Genomic DNA, 17,005 nt, shown 5'->3' with positions numbered 1-17,005 from the left:
GAGTGCTTTGAGCAACTGGTGGATCCCGGTCGGGACATTCCCGCAGCCTCCATCCCCATCCACGGCATCCAGCCCGAGATGCTGCGCGGTCAGCCGAGCATTGCGCAGGTGCTGCCGTCTTTCCACGCGTTCGCTCAGGATACGGTGCTGGTGGCGCACAACGCCGCGTTCGACATGCGCTTCCTGCAACTGCAAGAGAAGCCCACCGGCATCGTGTTCGAGCAACCGGTGCTGGACACGCTGCTGCTCTCGGCCCTGGTGCACCCGAACCAGGATTCGCACCGCCTGGAGGCGATTGCGGAGCGCTTCAACCTGACCATCATCGGCCGCCACACCGCCATGGGCGACGCCATGGTCACGGCCGAGGTGTTTCTCAAACTCATTCCCTTGCTGGCAGAGAAGGGCATTCACACGCTGGGGCAGGCGCGCGAGGCGGCGCAGAAGACCTATTACGCGCGGTTGAAGTATTGAGCCCCCGCGCCGCGCTGCGCGCGACGCGCCGGGGTCAAAAACTGTATCTCTGGCTCAGCACGCTTTGCAGCGATTGCACCACGGTGAAGGCGTCTTTGAGCTGGGTGCGTTCGAAGTTGGAGATGTCGTCCGGGTTCAGAAAGTTGTCCGCCGGTACACCTTGTGCCATCTGGCGCGCCTGGTGCTGGATGCGCACGAAGGCCAGGAATTCCAGCGCGTCGCGCAGATCGCGCGCGCCTTGTTCGCTGATGGCGCCGCCCGCCGCGCTGAGCAGGCGTTCGTGCGTGTTCACCGCCGCGTCCCCGCCGGCGAGCGCGTACACGCGGGCCAGATCCACAATCGGCACGATGCCGGTGTGTTTGAGGTCGATCTTGCCCTTGTGCTCGCCGCTGCGGATGGTGGACAGCCCCTTGAACATGCCCAGCGGTGGCTGGTGCGTGAGCGCATTGCCCACCATGTAGGCGAGAAAAATGCTGTTGCCCTGGGTACGCTGGAGCACGCCCTGGCGCAAGTCTTCCAGCAATTCGCTCTTGCCATGCACGGCGCGCAGGTCAAAAAACACACAGGTCAGCATCAAGGACTTGGGGTCGGGCTGGCCGGTCCAGCGTGAAAAATATTCGGCCCAGCGGCTGCGGGGCTGGCGCCAGGTGTCGGTCATGGCCATCATTTCACCAGGGCAGTAGATGTAGCCGCAGGCGTCCAGGCCATCACAAACAAACTGGGACAACGCTTTGAAATAGGCGCCGTGCCGCACCTCGTCGTAGCTGTCGTCGATCACCATGCAGTTGTCCTGGTCGGACTTGGCGGTCTGTTCGTTGCGTGCTTGCGATCCGGCCGCCACCCAGACATAGTCGACCGGTGCCGGGCCCAGCTGGGCCTCGCCCAGTTGCAGCAGGCGCGCGGTCAGCGCGTCGGTGATGGCGGTGAGAATGTGCCCGGTGCTGTAGGCAGACGCCTTGGCCGCGGCCAGGTTTTGCTGCAGGCGCTTGATCTGGCGGCTCGCGCGCTGCAGGCCATCCAGCCCGGTCTGTTTGTGGATATCACCCGCCAGATAGACCGCCGACGTGCTGTGCTGCTCGGTCAGGTCGGTGGCCGTGATCATGCCCCGCACCTGATCGCCCTCGACCACCGGCACGTGGTGGATGTTGTGGCGCGCCATCAACAACAAGGCGTCAAAGGCCGGGCTGTTGAGCTCGATGGTCATGGGCGCCAGGGTGGCGATGTCCATGATGGGGCGCTGCGTGTCCAGGTCCGCCGCCACCGCCCGGTTGCGCAGATCGCGATCGGTCACCAGCCCGAACAAATGGCCTTGCTCCACGATCAACACCGACGACACGCGTTCTTCGCGCATGCGAGCGGCCGCGTCGCGGATGCTGGTGAGGGGGGGCAGGGTGAAGGGCGTGCGTTTGATCAGGGCGCGCACCGGCGTGGTCATGAGATTCAGCGCCGGGTCACCGCTTTCACCGGGGCTGGGCGTGTGGCCGGGCAAACCGAGCCCATGCTGCTCGGCCTCCAGTGGCAGAAAATAGGCCAGCGCGGGCACTTGCTGGCGCCAGTCTTCCAGCAACCGGGTTTCGAAGCTGACCACGCTGCAGTCGGTCCGTGCCCTGGCGACCCGCACCGCCAAGGCCGGGCCCTGGCCATGGCCGAACAGCTCGCCCGGAAGCAGTGTGAGCAAAACCTCTTCGTTCGCGTCGAGCAGCTCCAATGTGCCGCTGAGCAGCCAATGCAATTGTTCGTGCAGCAGACCTTTGGCCGCGAAAATGTCACCCGCGCCGATCGGCTGCACATACAGGCTGCCGGCCAAGGCAGCGAGCGCGTCCGAACCGAGCAGACCAAAGACCCGGTGCTGTTGTAGGCGGTCCAGGAGCGTGAGCGGATGGGGTACGGGTGAGGACATGTGGGCGACAAAAAGGCGGGCGCAAATGCGCGCGAATGGGCGTTCAAGAATCCTACACCCGCCATACAGGCGTGGGCGCGGGTATACCCTCTCGGGGTTTGACCTGCATCAAGCCGCCTGGCATGGGCCCTGTAAGACCTCGGTAAGATGAAAAATCAGAATGAACCGGTACACCTTGAAGCAATATGTTGACCACCATCCTGGCCCTGAAAGCGGTCACCGAAATCGCAGGGCTTTCTTTGTTCGCACGGTGGGTACTGGGGCGTTTGGCGGGTGCTCAAAAAGAGCAAAACCTGATCTACCAGATCCTTCACATCGTGTGCCAGCCCATGCTGAAACTCGCGCGCTGGGCCACACCCCGCGTGGTGCTGGAACAGCATCTGCCCCTGGTGGCTTTTCTGCTCCTGGGCTTTGCCTGGGTTTTGCTGGTCTGGGCCAAGATCGAGATCTGTCTCCAAGTGGGAGTGAACGCATGCCTATGAGTGTCCGATGGCGTAGCCGTTGCCTGCGTTGGCAGGCCCGGATGCTGGTTGTGCTGGGGGATCGCCGCGCGGCTTTGGGGCGCCTCGAACAGTTGCTGCACCTCCAGGCCGACGACAGCCATGCACTGGCCAGCTGCGCCCATTTGCTGGCGGAGCTGGGCGATTGGACGGCCGCCTTGCAAGCCCAGCGCCGCGTGGTGGCCATCACGCCCGACAGCGCTGCGGCCTGGTTCAACCTGGGATACCTGTGTGAGGCCGCCGATCAAAACGAGGCCGCCCAGTCGGCTTTTGACCGCGCCCTGGCCTTGAACCCCGAGCTGGACCGTGCCTGGTATGGCCTGGCTTTGTGCCTGATCCGGCAGCAGCGGCTGGACGAGGCGGTGCCCGCCTTGTTGAAAAACACCGAACTCCAACCCATGAGCCCGCATGGCTGGTACCAGCTGGCGCGGGTGCAAGCTGCGCGAAACCAGCCCGACGAGGCCTTGAAAATCATCCACCACCTGCGTTGTTTTGAACCCAAGGTGGCCGCGCAACTGCAGCGCGAAACCGGCTTGGGGGCGTCGGCCGCATGAAAGTCCTGTTGTTCACGCGTCTGCGCTGCCCGGCCCAAGTCCAGGCCAGGGAAACGGTCTTATGACGGTCACCAGAAACCACCACCTGCATTGGCGGAAAAACCTCCGGGTCACGGCCTGGTTGTTGTGCATCTGGTTTGTGGTCACCTTTGTGGTGAGCTATTTCGCGCGCGAACTGTCCTTCAATTTTTTTGGCTGGCCTTTCAGTTTTTGGATGGGGGCACAAGGCGCTCTGGTGGTGTACGGGCTGATCATTGCCTACTACGCCTGGTACATGGACCGCCTGGACCTGGCCTGCGGTGTCGAAGAGACCGAGACCTGACACATGTCCCGCATGCTGGAACCCCGAGGCGGCAAACGAACGGCCGCTGCCAACCTGGCCTTCAAACGGCAGCTCAACAAGGTCTACCGCTGGTACACCGGCGGTTTTTTTGTCTTCGTCGTGGCGCTGGCCTTGCTGGAGCAGATGGGGCTGGCGCGCGAGTGGATCGGCTTCATTTTCCTGCTGGCCACCATTGGTTTGTACGCCGCCATCGGCATCATGAGCCGCACCACCGATGCGGCGGAATACTACGTGGCGGGTCGGCGTGTGCCCGCCGTGTACAACGGCATGGCCACCGGGGCGGACTGGATGTCGGCGGCCTCGTTCATCGGTTTGGCGGGCACCTTGTACCTGCAAGGCTACAGCGGCCTGGCGTTTCTCATGGGCTGGACCGGGGGCTACTGCCTGGTGGCCTTGCTGCTCGCACCCTATCTGCGCAAGTTCGGGCAGTACACGATTCCCGATTTTCTGGGTGAGCGCTACGGCGGCAACCTGCCGCGTTTCGTCGGTGTCTGCGCCGCCATCCTGTGCTCCTTCATTTACGTGGTGGCGCAAATTTATGGTGTCGGCATCATCACCTCGCGACTCACCGGCGTGGCGTTTGAGCTGGGGGTGTTCCTCGGCCTGGGCGGGATTCTGGTGTGCTCGTTTCTGGGTGGCATGCGCGCCGTGACCTGGACCCAGGTGGCGCAGTACATCGTCTTGATCGTGGCCTACATGCTGCCGGTGGTCTGGTTGTCGGTCAAACAAACCGGGGTGCCGGTGCCGCAGGCCATTTACGGTTTTCAACTGGAAAAGGTCACGGCCAAGGAAAAGCTGCTGAGCAACGACCCCAAGGAGTTGGAGGTTCGGAACATCTACCGGCAGCGGGCCGCCGAACTGGCGATCAAACTGCAGGACCCGGCCGCGACCATGCAGGCCGACAAGGCGGCAGCCGAAGCCCGGCTGGACCGCCTGCGTGCCGCCAATGCGCAGCGGGCCGAGATATCGGCGGCAGAAAAAACCCTGTCCATGGTGCCGCGCGACCCGACCTCTGCCAAGGCCCTGTGGGAGCAGGAGAAGGCTTCGGCCGACATCAAGTCCAAGCCGCTCAATGGCATGGCGCCGCACGCCCAGCAGTTCGCGGGCGACCCGAACGGCGACCTGGCGGCGCGAACCGAATACGACGTCTCGCGGCGCAATTTCCTGGCCCTGGTTTTTTGCCTGATGGTGGGCACCGCCGCGCTGCCACACATTTTGATGCGCTACTACACCGTGCCCAGCGTGAAAGAGGCCCGGCACTCGGTGACCTGGTCGCTGCTGTTCATTTTTCTGCTGTATTTCACCGCCCCTGCGCTGGCGGTGCTGGTGAAGTACGAAGTGTTCCATGTGCTGGTGGGCACGTCCTTCGACCAGTTGCCGTCCTGGGTCGCGGCGTGGAACAAGGTGGACCCGAGTCTTTTGTCGCTCACCGATGTCAACCGCGACGGCATTCTTCAACTCAACGAAATGTCCATCGGCGGCGACATCGTGGTGCTGATCGCCCCGGAGATCGGCGGTCTTCCGTATGTGATTTCTGGCCTGGTGGCCGCTGGCGGGCTGGCCGCTGCCTTGTCGACCGCCGATGGGCTGTTGCTCACCATCGCCAACGCGCTGTCGCACGATCTGTATTACAAGATGATCGACCCCAACGCGTCCACCGCCCGCCGTGTGACCATTTCGAAGGTGCTGCTGTTGATGGTGGCCTTGTTCGCCGCCTACGTGGCGGCGCAAAAGCCGGCCGATATCCTGTTTCTGGTGTCCGCCGCCTTTTCTTTTGCGGCGTCGGCGTTCTTTCCGGCGCTGGTTCTGGGCATTTTCTGGAAGCGGGCCACGGGCGTCGCGGCTTCACTGGGCATGATCGCGGGCCTGGGCACCACGTTTTATTACATGGTGATGGCGCAACCCTGGCTGCGGGTGTTGTTTGATGTGCAAACGCCTTTCGAGCTGTGGTGGGGCATACAGCCTATCTCGGCGGGCGTGTTCGGTGTGCCGGTGGGCTTTGCCGTGATCGTGCTGGTGAGCTGGATCACGCCAGGGCCAGGCCCCGAAATCCGCGCCTTTGTGGAGCATGTGCGCTACCCCGGCGCACGCGCAGGCAAGCCCAGTTCTGACGCCTGAATCCACCGACGTAGGTTTCTGCCCGGATTTTTGCTAGAATCATGGGCTTGCCTTGCCGCACCCCTATCCAGACGCTTGGGGGCGGCTTTCATCAGAAACCGTTGCCAAGTCCTTGGCGCGGTGTCATCCAAAAGGAGAGTCTATGCGTCATTACGAAATCGTTTTGCTGATCCACCCGGATCAAAGCGAACAAGTTCCAGCCATGCTGGAGCGTTACAAGGGCATGATCACGGCCGGCAACGGCAAGATCCACCGCGTGGAAGACTGGGGCCGTCGTCAGATGGCTTATCAGATCAACAAGCTGTCCAAGGCCCACTACCTGTGTATCAACATCGAAGCCGATCAGGCTGTGATGGCTGAACTGGAACACGCCTTCAAGTTCAACGACGCCGTGTTGCGCCAGTTGACCGTGCTGCGCAAGAAAGCCGACACCGGCCCTTCGAGCATGATGAAGTCGGTCGAGCGCGAAGAAGCGCGCAAGTCCCAGCAACAACCGCAGGAACAAGCCGCCTGATGCGGTTGCGTGACGTCGTCATAGGGTGAACCGTTTCCAGTTGTCCGCTGTGGTGGTGCAGGTGCAGAGCCTGCGGTACACACCAGCAGGCATACCGGCCCTCAATATCGTGCTGGAGCACGAATCGCAGGTGGTCGAAATGGATACTCCCCGAGAAGTGAAATTGCAACTGAGGGCCGTGGCCTTCGGTGCCCAGGCCGAAATGCTGTCCCGACAGGGACTGGATGCGGTTTGTGAGTTTCACGGCTTCATGGCGAACGGACGCAACGGCAAAGGCTTGGTGTTCCATATCCAAGAATTCAGCAAAACATAGGAAAGGCCCATCATGGCTTCCCCCAAACGTTTCAACAAAGACAAGCGCCCCAAGCGCAACACCCAATCGCTGCTGTTCAAGCGCAAGCGTTTCTGCCGCTTCACCGTGGCCAATGTCGAAGAAGTCGACTACAAAGATGTGGACGTGCTGCGCGACTTCATCGCTGAAAACGGCAAAATCATCCCGGCGCGCCTGACCGGCACCCGCGCCTTCTACCAGCGCCAGGTCAACACCGCCATCAAGCGTGCGCGCTTCCTGGCCATGCTGCCCTACAGCGACCAGCACCGCGTCTGAAAGAGAGCCTGACATGCAAATCATTCTGCTCGACAAAGTTGTCAATCTCGGCGCCCTGGGCGATGTGGTCAAAGTCAAAGATGGCTATGCCCGCAACTTCCTGATCCCACAAGGCCGTGCCCGCCGTGCCACGCAAAACGCCATCGCCGAATTCGAAACCCGCCGCGCGGAGCTCGAAAAGGCAGCCGCTGCCAAGCACGCCGAAGCCGTGGGCCTGGGCGAACGCCTGGCCAACGTGACGGTCAAGCTGTCGCAAAAAGCGGGTGTGGACGGCCGCTTGTTCGGTTCCGTGACCAACCACGATGTGGCCGAAGAACTCAGCAAGCTGGGCTTCAAATTGGTCAAATCGCAAGTGCGCATGCCCAACGGTCCACTGAAGCTGGTGGGCGACTACACGGTGGCCGTGGCCTTGCACACCGACGTGACGGTCGACCTGAACGTTTCGGTGCTCGGCGAAACCGCCTGATACCCACCGGAGCGGTTCCACGCCGCGAAGCACCAGGCGCGCACTGCACCAGGTCGCTTCAAAAAAAAAGCCGCCACCTTCGGGTTGCGGCTTTTTCATTTGCGGGCAGGATTTCGGTGTTGATCACCGCGAATCCACCTCTTGTACAAGGTTTGTCCACAGGGTTATCCCATGACACCCGGGCGGGCAGGGCGTACCATTCACGCTCACTCAGGAACACCATGTCAGCCGTTTTTTCCAGCTCTTTTTCTTCTTTCGACAACGGCCTGGACGACGCCGGCCTGGGTGTAGACCGACAGGTCGCCCAACTGCGGGTACCACCACACTCCATCGAGGCCGAGTCCAGCGTATTGGGTGGTTTGTTGCTCGACAACGGGGCCTGGGACCGGGTAGGCGACATGGTCAACGACTCGGACTTTTACCGCTACGAGCACCGCCTGACCTATGCGGCCATTGCCGCGCTGGTGAACGCCAGCAAGCCGGCCGATGTCATCACCGTGTTCGAGCACTTGCAGAACCAGGGCAAGGCCGAAGATGCGGGCGGGCTCGCTTATCTCAACTCGCTGGCCCAGTACGTGCCGAGTGCTGCCAACATCCGGCGTTACGCCGAGATCGTGCGCGAGCGTGCCATTCTGCGCAAGCTGGTGGCAGCCAGCGACGAGATCGCCACCGCCGCCTTCAACCCGCAAGGCAAGCAGGTCGACAAAATTCTGGATGAGGCGGAGCAGAAGATCTTCAACATCGGGGAGGAAGGATCCCGGATGAAGCAGGGCTTCCAGGGCATGGACACCCTGGTGGTCGAGCTGCTGGACCGGGTGCAGGAGATGGCCGACAACCCGATGGACGTGACGGGTGTACCCACCGGCTTTATCGATCTGGATCGCATGACCTCGGGCCTGCAGGCGGGTGACCTGGTGGTGCTGGCGGCTCGACCGTCCATGGGCAAGACCGCGTTCGCGATCAACATCGCCGAACACGTGGCGCTGAACGAAGGCCTGCCGGTGGCGGTGTTCTCGATGGAGATGGGCGCATCCCAATTGGCCGTGCGTATCGTGGGTTCGATCGGACGCATCAACCAGGGCCATTTGCGCACCGGCAAGCTCACCGACGACGAATGGCCGCGGCTGACCGAGGCGATCGAAAAGCTGCGTAACGTGTCCTTGCACATCGACGAAACACCCGGCCTCACGCCCAGCGAGTTGCGCGCCAACGCGCGCCGGCTCTCGCGCCAGTGTGGCAAGCTGGGCCTGATCGTGGTCGACTACCTGCAGCTCATGAGCGGCTCCAGTTCGTCTGGCGGCGACAACCGCGCCACCGAGCTGGGTGAAATCTCGCGGGGACTGAAGATGCTGGCCAAAGAGCTGCAATGCCCGGTGATCGCGCTGTCTCAGCTCAACCGAAGCGTGGAGCAGCGCACCGACAAACGCCCCATGATGAGCGATCTGCGCGAATCCGTCGCCATCGAGCAGGATGCCGACATCATCATGTTCATTTACCGCGACGACTATTACAACCGCGAGGCCTCCAAAGAACCTGGTGTGGCCGAGATCATCATCGGCAAGCAGCGCAACGGACCCACCGGCGTCGTCAAATTGACGTTCCTGAACCAGCTCACGCGCTTCGAAAGCCTCGCAGGCGGCGGCGACTTCTGATACGAGCCGACGCCGCGCGATTGCGCGGCGTCGGCCGGGCATTTACAAGACTTCGCTGGCGTAGTCCGCCAGGCGAGAACGCTCCCCTCGGGCCAGCGTGATGTGACCGCCATGTGGCCAGCCCTTGAAGCGGTCCACCGCAAAGGTCAGGCCCGAAGAACCTTCGGTCAAATAGGGCGTGTCGATCTGCGCCAGATTGCCCATGCAGATGATCTTGGTGCCCGGACCGGCGCGGGTGATCAAGGTCTTCATCTGTTTGGGCGTGAGGTTTTGCGCCTCGTCGATGATCACGTACTTGTTCAAGAACGTGCGCCCGCGCATGAAGTTCAGGCTCTTGACCTTGATGCGGCTGCGGATGAGTTCGTTGGTGGCGGCACGCCCCCATTCGCCTGCACTACCGCCGTCGCCTTTGGCCAAAAATTCCAGGTTGTCGTCCAGCGCACCCATCCAAGGGCCCATTTTTTCTTCTTCGGTGCCAGGCAGGAAGCCGATGTCTTCGCCCACACTGACCGTGGCGCGCGTCATGATGATCTCGGTGTAGCGGCGGTCGTCCAGTACCTGGGTCAGACCGCTGGCCAGGGCCATCAAGGTTTTGCCAGTGCCTGCGGTGCCGGTCAGGGTGACGAAGTCGACCTCGGGATCCATCAGCACGTTGAGTGCGAAATTCTGCTCGCGGTTGCGGCTGGTCACACCCCAGACCGCGTTTTTCAGGTGCGTGAAATCCTTGAGCGTTTTCAGCACCGCGGTCTTGTCGCGGATTTCGGTCACCCGGGCGTACAGAGAGGGCTCACCCGGGGCTTCAAAATAGACGAACTGGTTGATGTAAAACTGGCCCACGGCCGGGCCGCTGACCCGGTAGAAGGTGTGGCTGCCGCTCTGCCAGCTCTCGATGGTTTTGCTCTGGCGGGTCCAGAAGTCCTGCGGCAGCGCCAGCGCACCGGAGTACAGCAACTCGCCATCTTCCAGCGTCTTGTCGTTCTCGTAGTCTTCGGCGGCCAGACCCAGCGCGCGGGCCTTGACCCGCATATTGATGTCCTTGGACACCAGAATGACTTCGCGGCTGGGGTGGCGTTCGCGCAAGGCCTGCACCACGCCCAGAATCTGGTTGTCCGCCTTGCCCTGGGGCAGGCTGCTGGGCAGGGCGTGTTCCAGGGGTTCGGTCTGGAAGAACAGTTGGCCTCGTGCGGTTTGATGGCCGGTGGCCGACAGCTTCAAGCCTTTGACCAGGTCACCGCCTTGTTGGGCCACCAGCGCGTCCAGGGTCCGGCTGGTTTGCCGACCGTTGCGTGCCACCTCGGTCATGCCCTTTTTGTGGCCGTCGAGCTCTTCCAGCACGATCATGGGCAGGAAGATGTCGTGTTCCTCGAAACGGAACAAGCTGGTCGGGTCGTGCAACAGCACGTTGGTGTCCAGCACAAACAGGCGGGTGGGCGCGGACTTGTCGGTCCTGGACGCCGATCGGCGGCGCGCGGACGGCGCGCCGGTGCGCACGGGTGCCGTGTCTGGTGCCGGTTTGCTGCGCAGCTCGGTTGTGGGTGCAACAACGGGAGGTTCGGAAGTCCGCAGTGTCTGCGGCTGGCTCAGCGCCACTGGCACCGGTGTGGGTGCCTGAGGTGCCGCAGGTGCAGGGGCGCGCCGCGCCGGGCCTCGTGCAGACGCCGGCTCGGACGTTCTCGGGTGCGTCTTCTTGGTTTTGCCCGTTTCAGCGACTGCCGGCGGTGTTTGGCGCTGCGCTGCGACGGGGACGTCTGGCAAATCGATCTGTGGGGCGTCAGCGGTTTGGTGAAACGCCGTGGGGTTGAGCAAGGCTGCGCGTTTGGCGGGGGCTGGAGGCAATGGCATGGAGGGCGTGGGAGGTTCGGTGAAGGGCCAAAAAACAAAAAGCCGCCGGGGTTACCGGGCGGCTAATTGGGCAGCTTATAAAAGCGTTGAAGGGGTGAAACGAAGGGTTGTCCCGGTGTCATGAAACCATTATGCACGAGTCATATGACGGCCCATCCGACACGCCCGTTTCGGGGTCAGGCCGTCTTTTTCAAGGCCTTCACAGCCTTCAGCACTTCTTCCACGTGGCCGGGGACTTTGAGTCCGCGCCACTCCTGCTGGAGCACGCCGTCGGGGCCCACCAGGAAGGTGCTGCGCTCGATGCCCTTGACCTTTTTACCGTACATGATCTTGTTCTTGACCACGCCGAACATGTGGCACATTTTCTCTTCGGTGTCGGCGATCAGCTCAAAAGGCAATTCCAGCTTGGCTTTGAAGTCGTCGTGCGAGTTCATGTTGTCGCGCGAGACACCAAATACCTCGGCGCCGGCTTTGACAAAATCCTTGTACTTGTCCCGAAACTGCATGGCTTCGGTGGTGCAGCCCGGTGTATTGTCTTTGGGATAAAAATAGAGAACCACGGTTTGCCCGACATGCGTCTGGTTGCTGACCTTGAGGTTCCCGGTGGCGAGTGCTTCAAATTCGGGAAGAAGCTTATTGACAACGACTGCCATACTGCGTGTACCCCTGACATTAATTGGTGGAAATTCGTTGGCTTCCCACCGCGCCAAGCCCGCACGGCACAGAGCAAGCCATGCGTGGAGGCGGTCGGGGGAACAATCCGGTATTTTATACCGAAAGGGGTACCCGGGTGCCGTTCGTGTGGGGGATAACCCAGAGCAGGGCGGGGCTGTCGTGCCTACGCGCACAGGTCCCGACGCAGGCCACGGGCTCAAGTCTCCAGCAAAAGAGCGGCCACCACGCGCCTGCCTTCGCCTGCGAGGATGTTGAAGGTGCGGCATGCCGCCGGGGTGTCCATGGTTTCGACGCCGATGCCTCGCGCTATCAAAACCTGGAGCAGCGCCGGATGCACAAAGCGCAAACGCACGCCACTGCCAAACAGCACCAGTTCGGGCGCTTGCTCGGTCACCGCCGCGAGTAGTTCAAAGTGGGCAGCTGACAAGTCTTCGAAGCGGTGACAGTCCCAGGCCTGCTTTTCGCCGGTAGAACTCAGCAGCACGCTGCTGGTGTGCCGCTCGCCGTTGATCGCCACCCACGCTTCGCCATAGGCGGTGACGGTTTGGGCATTCGGTTGGTCGGCGTGCAGTTTCATGGGCGTGGGGTGGGCGGCGCCATTTCGCGGAGAAAATAGGCACCTGAACTGTGGTCAAATTACAGGTTTTCCCTGTATCACGCCCGTCATATTACGCTGCAATACACCGCCCTTGCGGGAGAGACTTTGAAACCGATCAAAAAATCCACCAAGCTGGCCAATGTGCTCTACGACGTTCGCGGTCCGATTGTGGACGCTGCGAAGAAGATGGAGGACGAAGGGCAGAAAATCATCAAGCTCAATATCGGCAACCTGGCGGTGTTTGGTTTTGACGCGCCCGAAGAGATCCAGCAGGACATGATCCGCAATCTGCCGGACTCGTCGGGCTATTCGGACAGCAAAGGCATTTTTGCGGCGCGCAAGGCGGTGATGCACGAAACCCAGCGCCAAGGCATTGTGGGCGTGACGCTGGACGACATTTACCTGGGCAATGGCGCGAGCGACCTGATCGTATCCGCCACCAATGCGCTGCTGGACGAGGGCGACGAGTTGCTGGTGCCGACACCCGACTACCCGCTGTGGACCGCCGCGACCAGCCTTTCGGGTGGCGTACCGGTGCACTACCGCTGCGACGAGGAGAATGGCTGGACCCCGAATCTGGACGATATCCGCGGCAAGATCACGCCACGCACCAAGGGCATTGTCGTCATCAATCCCAACAACCCGACCGGAGCCATGTATCCGGACGCGGCCTTGCAGGGCATTGTGGACATTGCGCGCGAACATGGGCTGGTGATCCTGGCCGACGAGGTGTACGACAAGGTTTTGTACGACGGGGTGAAGCACACGCCCATCGCCAGCCTGAGCACCGATCTGCTCACACTGACCTTCAACTCCCTGTCCAAGGCATACCGCTCTTGCGGCTACCGTGCGGGCTGGATGGTGGTGTCGGGCGACAAGGCGTCGGCCACCGATTACATCGAAGGCCTGAACATGCTGGCCAACCTCAAGCTTGGTTCCAACGTGCCTGGTCAATGGGCGATTCAAACCGCGCTGGGGGGCTACCAGAGCATCAACGACCTGGTTTGCGAGGGCGGGCGTTTGCGCCGCCAGCGCGATCTGGCCTACGAGCTGATCACCGCCATTCCCGGCGTGACCTGTGTCAAGCCGGATGCGGCGCTCTACATGTTTCCCCGGCTCGATCCGCAGATGTACCCGATCGCGGACGACCGCCAGTTCTTCATGGAACTGCTGAAAGAAACCCGCGTGATGCTGGTGCAAGGATCGGGGTTCAACTACCCGGACAACCAGCACTTCCGCATCGTGTTTCTTCCGCACGAAGACGACCTGCGCGAGGCCATCGGCCGCGTCGCCAAGTTTCTGGAAAACTGGCGCAAGCGCCACGCCCAGTGAGTGGCGCATCAAACCCGGGGTGCATGGGCATCACTGGGTTGTGGATGCGGCGCTACCATCTACCGTTAGACGGCGGAGCCAGGGTTTGTCGCCCGGGAGCCGCTGACCGATACCTTAAGAAGAGAGCATCATGAAACCGATACAAGTAGGCCTGCTGGGCATTGGCACCGTGGGCAGCGGTACTTTTCACGTGCTCAAGCGCAACCAGGAAGAAATTCAGCGCCGCGCGGGTCGCGGCATTGAAATCACCATGGTGGCCGACCTGGACGTGCCACGTGCCCAAGGCATTGTGGGCCCGGGTGTGACCGTGGTGAACGATGCGCGTGCGTTGATCGCCAATCCCGAAATCGACATCGTCATCGAACTGATCGGTGGCTACGGCATCGCCAAAACCTTGGTGCTTGAAGCGATTGCTGCAGGCAAACACGTGGTCACGGCCAACAAGGCCTTGCTGGCCGTGCATGGCACCGAGATTTTTGCCGCCGCTTCCGCCAAAGGCGTGATGGTGGCGTTCGAAGCCGCCGTGGCCGGTGGCATTCCCATCATCAAGGCGCTGCGCGAAGGCTTGACCGCCAACAGCATCCAGTGGGTCGCCGGCATCATCAACGGCACCACCAACTTCATCTTGTCGGAGATGCGCGAAAAGGGGTTGAGTTTTGAAGCCGCCTTGGCGGACGCAAAGCGTCTGGGCTACGCCGAAGCCGACCCAACCTTCGACATTGAAGGCGTGGACGCCGCGCACAAGATCACGCTCATGAGCGCGATCGCCTTTGGCATCCCGGTGCAGTTCGACAAAACCTATGTCGAAGGCATCACACGCTTGAGCGCGACCGACATCCGCTACGCCGAACAGCTCGGCTACCGCATCAAGCTGCTGGGCATCACCAAGCGCACGGCCGAGGGCATCGAGTTGCGTGTGCACCCCAGCCTGGTACCGGCCAAGCGCTTGATCGCCAATGTGGAAGGTGCGATGAACGCCGTCGTGGTGCAGGCCGATGCCGTGGGCACCACTTTGTATTACGGCAAGGGCGCGGGCAGCGAGCCCACCGCCAGCGCTGTGATCGCCGATCTGGTGGACATCACCCGGCTGCACACCGCCGATCCTCTGAACCGCGTGCCGCACCTGGCGTTCCAGCCCGACGCCATGAGCGACCTCGATGTTCTGCCCATGAGCGAGGTGGTGACGAGTTATTACCTGCGCCTGCGTGTGGCAGACGAGGCCGGCGTGCTGGCCAAGGTCACCGGCTTGTTGGCAGAGTCTGGCATCAGCATCAATGCGGTGCTGCAACGTGAAGCCGACGAAGTGGGCGGCGAGGGCGCGACTTCCACCGACCTGATCATCCTCACGCACGATACCCGCGAAGGCACCATGGATGCGGTGTTGGCGCAAATGCAGGCCTTGCCCACGGTGTTGGCGCCCATCACGCGCATCCGCAAAGAAGAGTTGAACTAGTACCCCCCGCGTTGCCTTCGGCGCCACCCCCCAGGGGCAATGCCTGTGGCCCGGCAAAGCCGGTTCCACGGCATTCTCGGGACGCTCCCCTTCTTGGGATGGGTATCGTCTGAAGAACTTGGACCACTGACATGCTGTACCTCTCCACCCGCGGCCAAGCTGACCGCAAACATTTCTGTGAAATCCTGCTGGAAGGCCTGGCGCCCGATGGTGGTTTGTATTTGCCCGAGCGTTATCCGCAGGTGGAGGCAGCCACGTTGGCCCGCTGGCGCACGGTGTTCAATGGCGGCGCACCCGGCGGATACGCTGCGCTGGCGTTCGAGGTGCTGTCGCTCTATATCGACGACATTCCCGCCGCCGATCTGAAGGCCTTGTGCGACAAGACCTACACCGAAGCGGTTTATGGCAACGCGGCCATCGTGCCGCTGAAGCAGCTGGACGATGGGTTCTACCTCGAAGCCCTGTCCAACGGCCCGACGCTGGCGTTCAAAGACATGGCCATGCAGTTGCTCGGCAACTTGTTCGAGTACGAGCTGGCGCGCCGTGGCGAGGAACTCAACATCCTGGGCGCCACCAGTGGCGACACCGGTAGTGCGGCCGAATACGCCATGCGCGGCAAAAAGGGCGTGCGCGTGTTCATGTTGAGCCCGCACGGCCGCATGAGCCCGTTCCAGCAGGCGCAGATGTTCAGCCTGATGGACGAAAACATCCACAACATCGCCATCGAAGGTGTGTTCGACGACTGCCAGGACATCGTGAAAGCGGTGAGCAACGATCTGGCCTTCAAACGCCAATACAAGATCGGCACCGTCAATTCGATCAATTGGGCGCGGTTGCTGGCGCAAGTCGTTTACTACTTCGCGGGCTATTTCCAGGCGACCACGGACGACACGCAGCAGGTGAGCTTCACGGTTCCCAGCGGCAATTTTGGCAATGTCTGTGCCGGCCATGTGGCGCGCCAGATGGGCCTGCCGATCCAGCAGCTGGTGGTGGCCACCAACGAAAACGACGTGCTCGACGAATTCTTTCGCACCGGTGTCTACCGGGTGCGGGCCAGCGCCGATACACACGAGACCTCCAGCCCGTCCATGGACATTTCCAAGGCCAGCAATTTCGAGCGCTTCGTGTTCGATTTGCTGGGCCGCGATGGCGAGCGCGTGAAAGCCTTGTTTGGCACTGCATTGAGCCAAGCAGGGCGCTTCGATCTGAGCGGTGATCCCGCGTTTGCCGATGCCGCCAGTCGCTACGGCTTCGTCAGTGGCAAAAGCACCCATGCCGACCGCCTCGCCACCATCAAGGCCACCGACGCGGAGCATGGCGTTGTGATCGACACCCACACCGCCGATGGCGTGAAAGTGGCGCGCGAACACCTGCGCGCCGGTCTGCCCATGCTGGTGCTGGAGACGGCGTTGCCGATCAAATTTGCCGAAACCATCGTGGAGGCGCTGGGGCGCGAACCCGATCGCCCGGCCAAGTTCGAAGGTATCGAGGCTTTGCCCAAGCGCGTGCACAAGATGCCGGCCGACACCCAGGCCGTGCAGGCGTACATCGTCGAGCACTGCGTTCATCCATGAAAGTGATCGGCCTGGCCGGCTACTCCGGATCGGGCAAAACCACCTTGGTGGAGCAGCTGATCCCCGCGTTGCGTTTGCGCGGTCTGCGGGTGTCGGTGGTCAAGCACGCACACCACCGTTTCGATATCGACCATCCGGGCAAAGACACCTGGCGCCACCGCGAGGCCGGCGCTTTTGAGGTGGTGGCCGCGTCCGATCACCGCCTGGTGCTGATGCGGGAGTTCGAACAGCCCGCAAGCTTGAGCGTGCACCAGTTGCTGGCGGAGCTGTACGACGGCGTTGACTGGGTCTTGGTCGAAGGCTTCAAAGACAGCGACTTGCTCAAGCTGGAAGTCTGGCGCGAGGCCACGGGCAAGCCGCCGCGCTACCCGCACGACGACTTCATCACCGCCATCGCCACCGACTT

18 protein-coding genes are annotated in these 17,005 nt (G+C 62.0%); 14 read left to right on the top strand and 4 right to left on the bottom strand.

Going from position 1 to position 17,005, the window contains the following annotated elements; all coding sequences use genetic code 11:
* The coding region (locus ABYB95_RS04625) for a PolC-type DNA polymerase III (RefSeq protein WP_372657285.1) at positions 1-471 on the top strand (471 nt) is incomplete at its 5' end.
* Positions 472-505: 34 nt separating this feature from the next.
* Here the strand turns inward: ABYB95_RS04625 and ABYB95_RS04620 are convergent.
* Positions 506-2,371, bottom strand: a complete 1,866-nt coding sequence (locus tag ABYB95_RS04620; protein WP_372657284.1) for a putative nucleotidyltransferase substrate binding domain-containing protein — start codon at positions 2,369-2,371, stop codon at positions 506-508.
* A 185-nt stretch (positions 2,372-2,556) separates the two neighbouring features.
* On the opposite strand from ABYB95_RS04620, the gene ABYB95_RS04615 reads away from it, so the two are divergent.
* The 9 genes from ABYB95_RS04615 (at position 2,557) to dnaB (ending at position 9,125) form a co-directional block, all read left to right on the top strand.
* Positions 2,557-2,853 (top strand): hypothetical protein, encoded by a 297-nt coding sequence (locus tag ABYB95_RS04615; protein WP_372657283.1) that lies wholly within the window; start codon positions 2,557-2,559, stop codon positions 2,851-2,853.
* Positions 2,844-3,425, top strand: a complete 582-nt coding sequence (locus ABYB95_RS04610) for a tetratricopeptide repeat protein (RefSeq protein ID WP_372657282.1) — start codon at positions 2,844-2,846, stop codon at positions 3,423-3,425. The genes ABYB95_RS04615 and ABYB95_RS04610 overlap by 10 nt, the downstream gene beginning before the upstream one ends.
* A 61-nt stretch (positions 3,426-3,486) precedes the next feature.
* Positions 3,487-3,747: a DUF4212 domain-containing protein gene (locus ABYB95_RS04605; protein WP_372657281.1), complete on the top strand. Its 261-nt coding sequence runs from the start codon at positions 3,487-3,489 to the stop codon at positions 3,745-3,747.
* A 12-nt stretch (positions 3,748-3,759) separates the two neighbouring features.
* The gene (locus ABYB95_RS04600; RefSeq protein WP_372657286.1) at positions 3,760-5,886 is read left to right on the top strand and encodes a sodium:solute symporter family protein; all 2,127 of its coding nucleotides are present in this window, start codon (positions 3,760-3,762) and stop codon (positions 5,884-5,886) included.
* 142 nt (positions 5,887-6,028) lie between these two features.
* Positions 6,029-6,400, top strand: coding sequence for a 30S ribosomal protein S6 (gene rpsF / locus ABYB95_RS04595; protein ID WP_372657280.1), 372 nt, complete (start codon positions 6,029-6,031; stop codon positions 6,398-6,400).
* A 25-nt stretch (positions 6,401-6,425) separates the two neighbouring features.
* The gene (priB, locus tag ABYB95_RS04590; protein WP_372657279.1) at positions 6,426-6,713 is read left to right on the top strand and encodes a primosomal replication protein N; all 288 of its coding nucleotides are present in this window, start codon (positions 6,426-6,428) and stop codon (positions 6,711-6,713) included.
* A gap of 12 nt (positions 6,714-6,725) precedes the next feature.
* Positions 6,726-7,007 (top strand): 30S ribosomal protein S18, encoded by a 282-nt coding sequence (gene rpsR / locus ABYB95_RS04585; RefSeq protein WP_372657278.1) that lies wholly within the window; start codon positions 6,726-6,728, stop codon positions 7,005-7,007.
* Positions 7,008-7,020: 13 nt separating this feature from the next.
* Positions 7,021-7,473, top strand: a complete 453-nt coding sequence (rplI, locus tag ABYB95_RS04580; RefSeq protein ID WP_372657277.1) for a 50S ribosomal protein L9 — start codon at positions 7,021-7,023, stop codon at positions 7,471-7,473.
* A gap of 221 nt (positions 7,474-7,694) precedes the next feature.
* Positions 7,695-9,125 (top strand): replicative DNA helicase, encoded by a 1,431-nt coding sequence (gene dnaB / locus ABYB95_RS04575; RefSeq protein ID WP_372657276.1) that lies wholly within the window; start codon positions 7,695-7,697, stop codon positions 9,123-9,125.
* 42 nt (positions 9,126-9,167) lie between these two features.
* Here dnaB and ABYB95_RS04570 read toward each other — a convergent pair whose 3' ends face one another.
* The 3 genes from ABYB95_RS04570 to ABYB95_RS04560 all read right to left on the bottom strand — a co-directional run bounded on the left by ABYB95_RS04570 (position 9,168) and on the right by ABYB95_RS04560 (position 12,219).
* Positions 9,168-10,967 (bottom strand): PhoH family protein, encoded by a 1,800-nt coding sequence (locus ABYB95_RS04570; protein ID WP_372657274.1) that lies wholly within the window; start codon positions 10,965-10,967, stop codon positions 9,168-9,170.
* A gap of 176 nt (positions 10,968-11,143) precedes the next feature.
* Complete coding sequence (locus tag ABYB95_RS04565; RefSeq protein ID WP_372657273.1) at positions 11,144-11,620, bottom strand: peroxiredoxin; 477 nt, start codon at positions 11,618-11,620, stop codon at positions 11,144-11,146.
* A gap of 218 nt (positions 11,621-11,838) precedes the next feature.
* Positions 11,839-12,219: an Mth938-like domain-containing protein gene (locus ABYB95_RS04560; protein WP_372657272.1), complete on the bottom strand. Its 381-nt coding sequence runs from the start codon at positions 12,217-12,219 to the stop codon at positions 11,839-11,841.
* Between the two features lie 126 nt (positions 12,220-12,345).
* Between ABYB95_RS04560 and ABYB95_RS04555 the strand changes: the two genes are divergently transcribed.
* From ABYB95_RS04555 to mobB, 4 genes are all read left to right on the top strand, one after another.
* Positions 12,346-13,572, top strand: a complete 1,227-nt coding sequence (locus ABYB95_RS04555; RefSeq protein WP_372657271.1) for a pyridoxal phosphate-dependent aminotransferase — start codon at positions 12,346-12,348, stop codon at positions 13,570-13,572.
* Between the two features lie 130 nt (positions 13,573-13,702).
* Positions 13,703-15,025, top strand: a complete 1,323-nt coding sequence (locus tag ABYB95_RS04550; protein WP_372657270.1) for a homoserine dehydrogenase — start codon at positions 13,703-13,705, stop codon at positions 15,023-15,025.
* A gap of 131 nt (positions 15,026-15,156) precedes the next feature.
* The gene (gene thrC / locus ABYB95_RS04545; protein ID WP_372657269.1) at positions 15,157-16,599 is read left to right on the top strand and encodes a threonine synthase; all 1,443 of its coding nucleotides are present in this window, start codon (positions 15,157-15,159) and stop codon (positions 16,597-16,599) included.
* On the top strand, positions 16,596-17,005 hold a 410-nt coding region (gene mobB, locus ABYB95_RS04540; RefSeq protein ID WP_372657268.1), incomplete at its 3' end, for a molybdopterin-guanine dinucleotide biosynthesis protein B. The genes thrC and mobB, both read left to right, overlap by 4 nt.

Origin of the sequence: Hydrogenophaga sp. (assembly GCF_041633695.1) — a bacterium.
Classification (GTDB): Bacteria; Pseudomonadota; Gammaproteobacteria; order Burkholderiales; family Burkholderiaceae_C; genus Hydrogenophaga.
The sequence above is the reverse complement of the archived record's forward strand: the minus strand, read 5'-3'. Positions and strand labels throughout refer to the sequence as shown.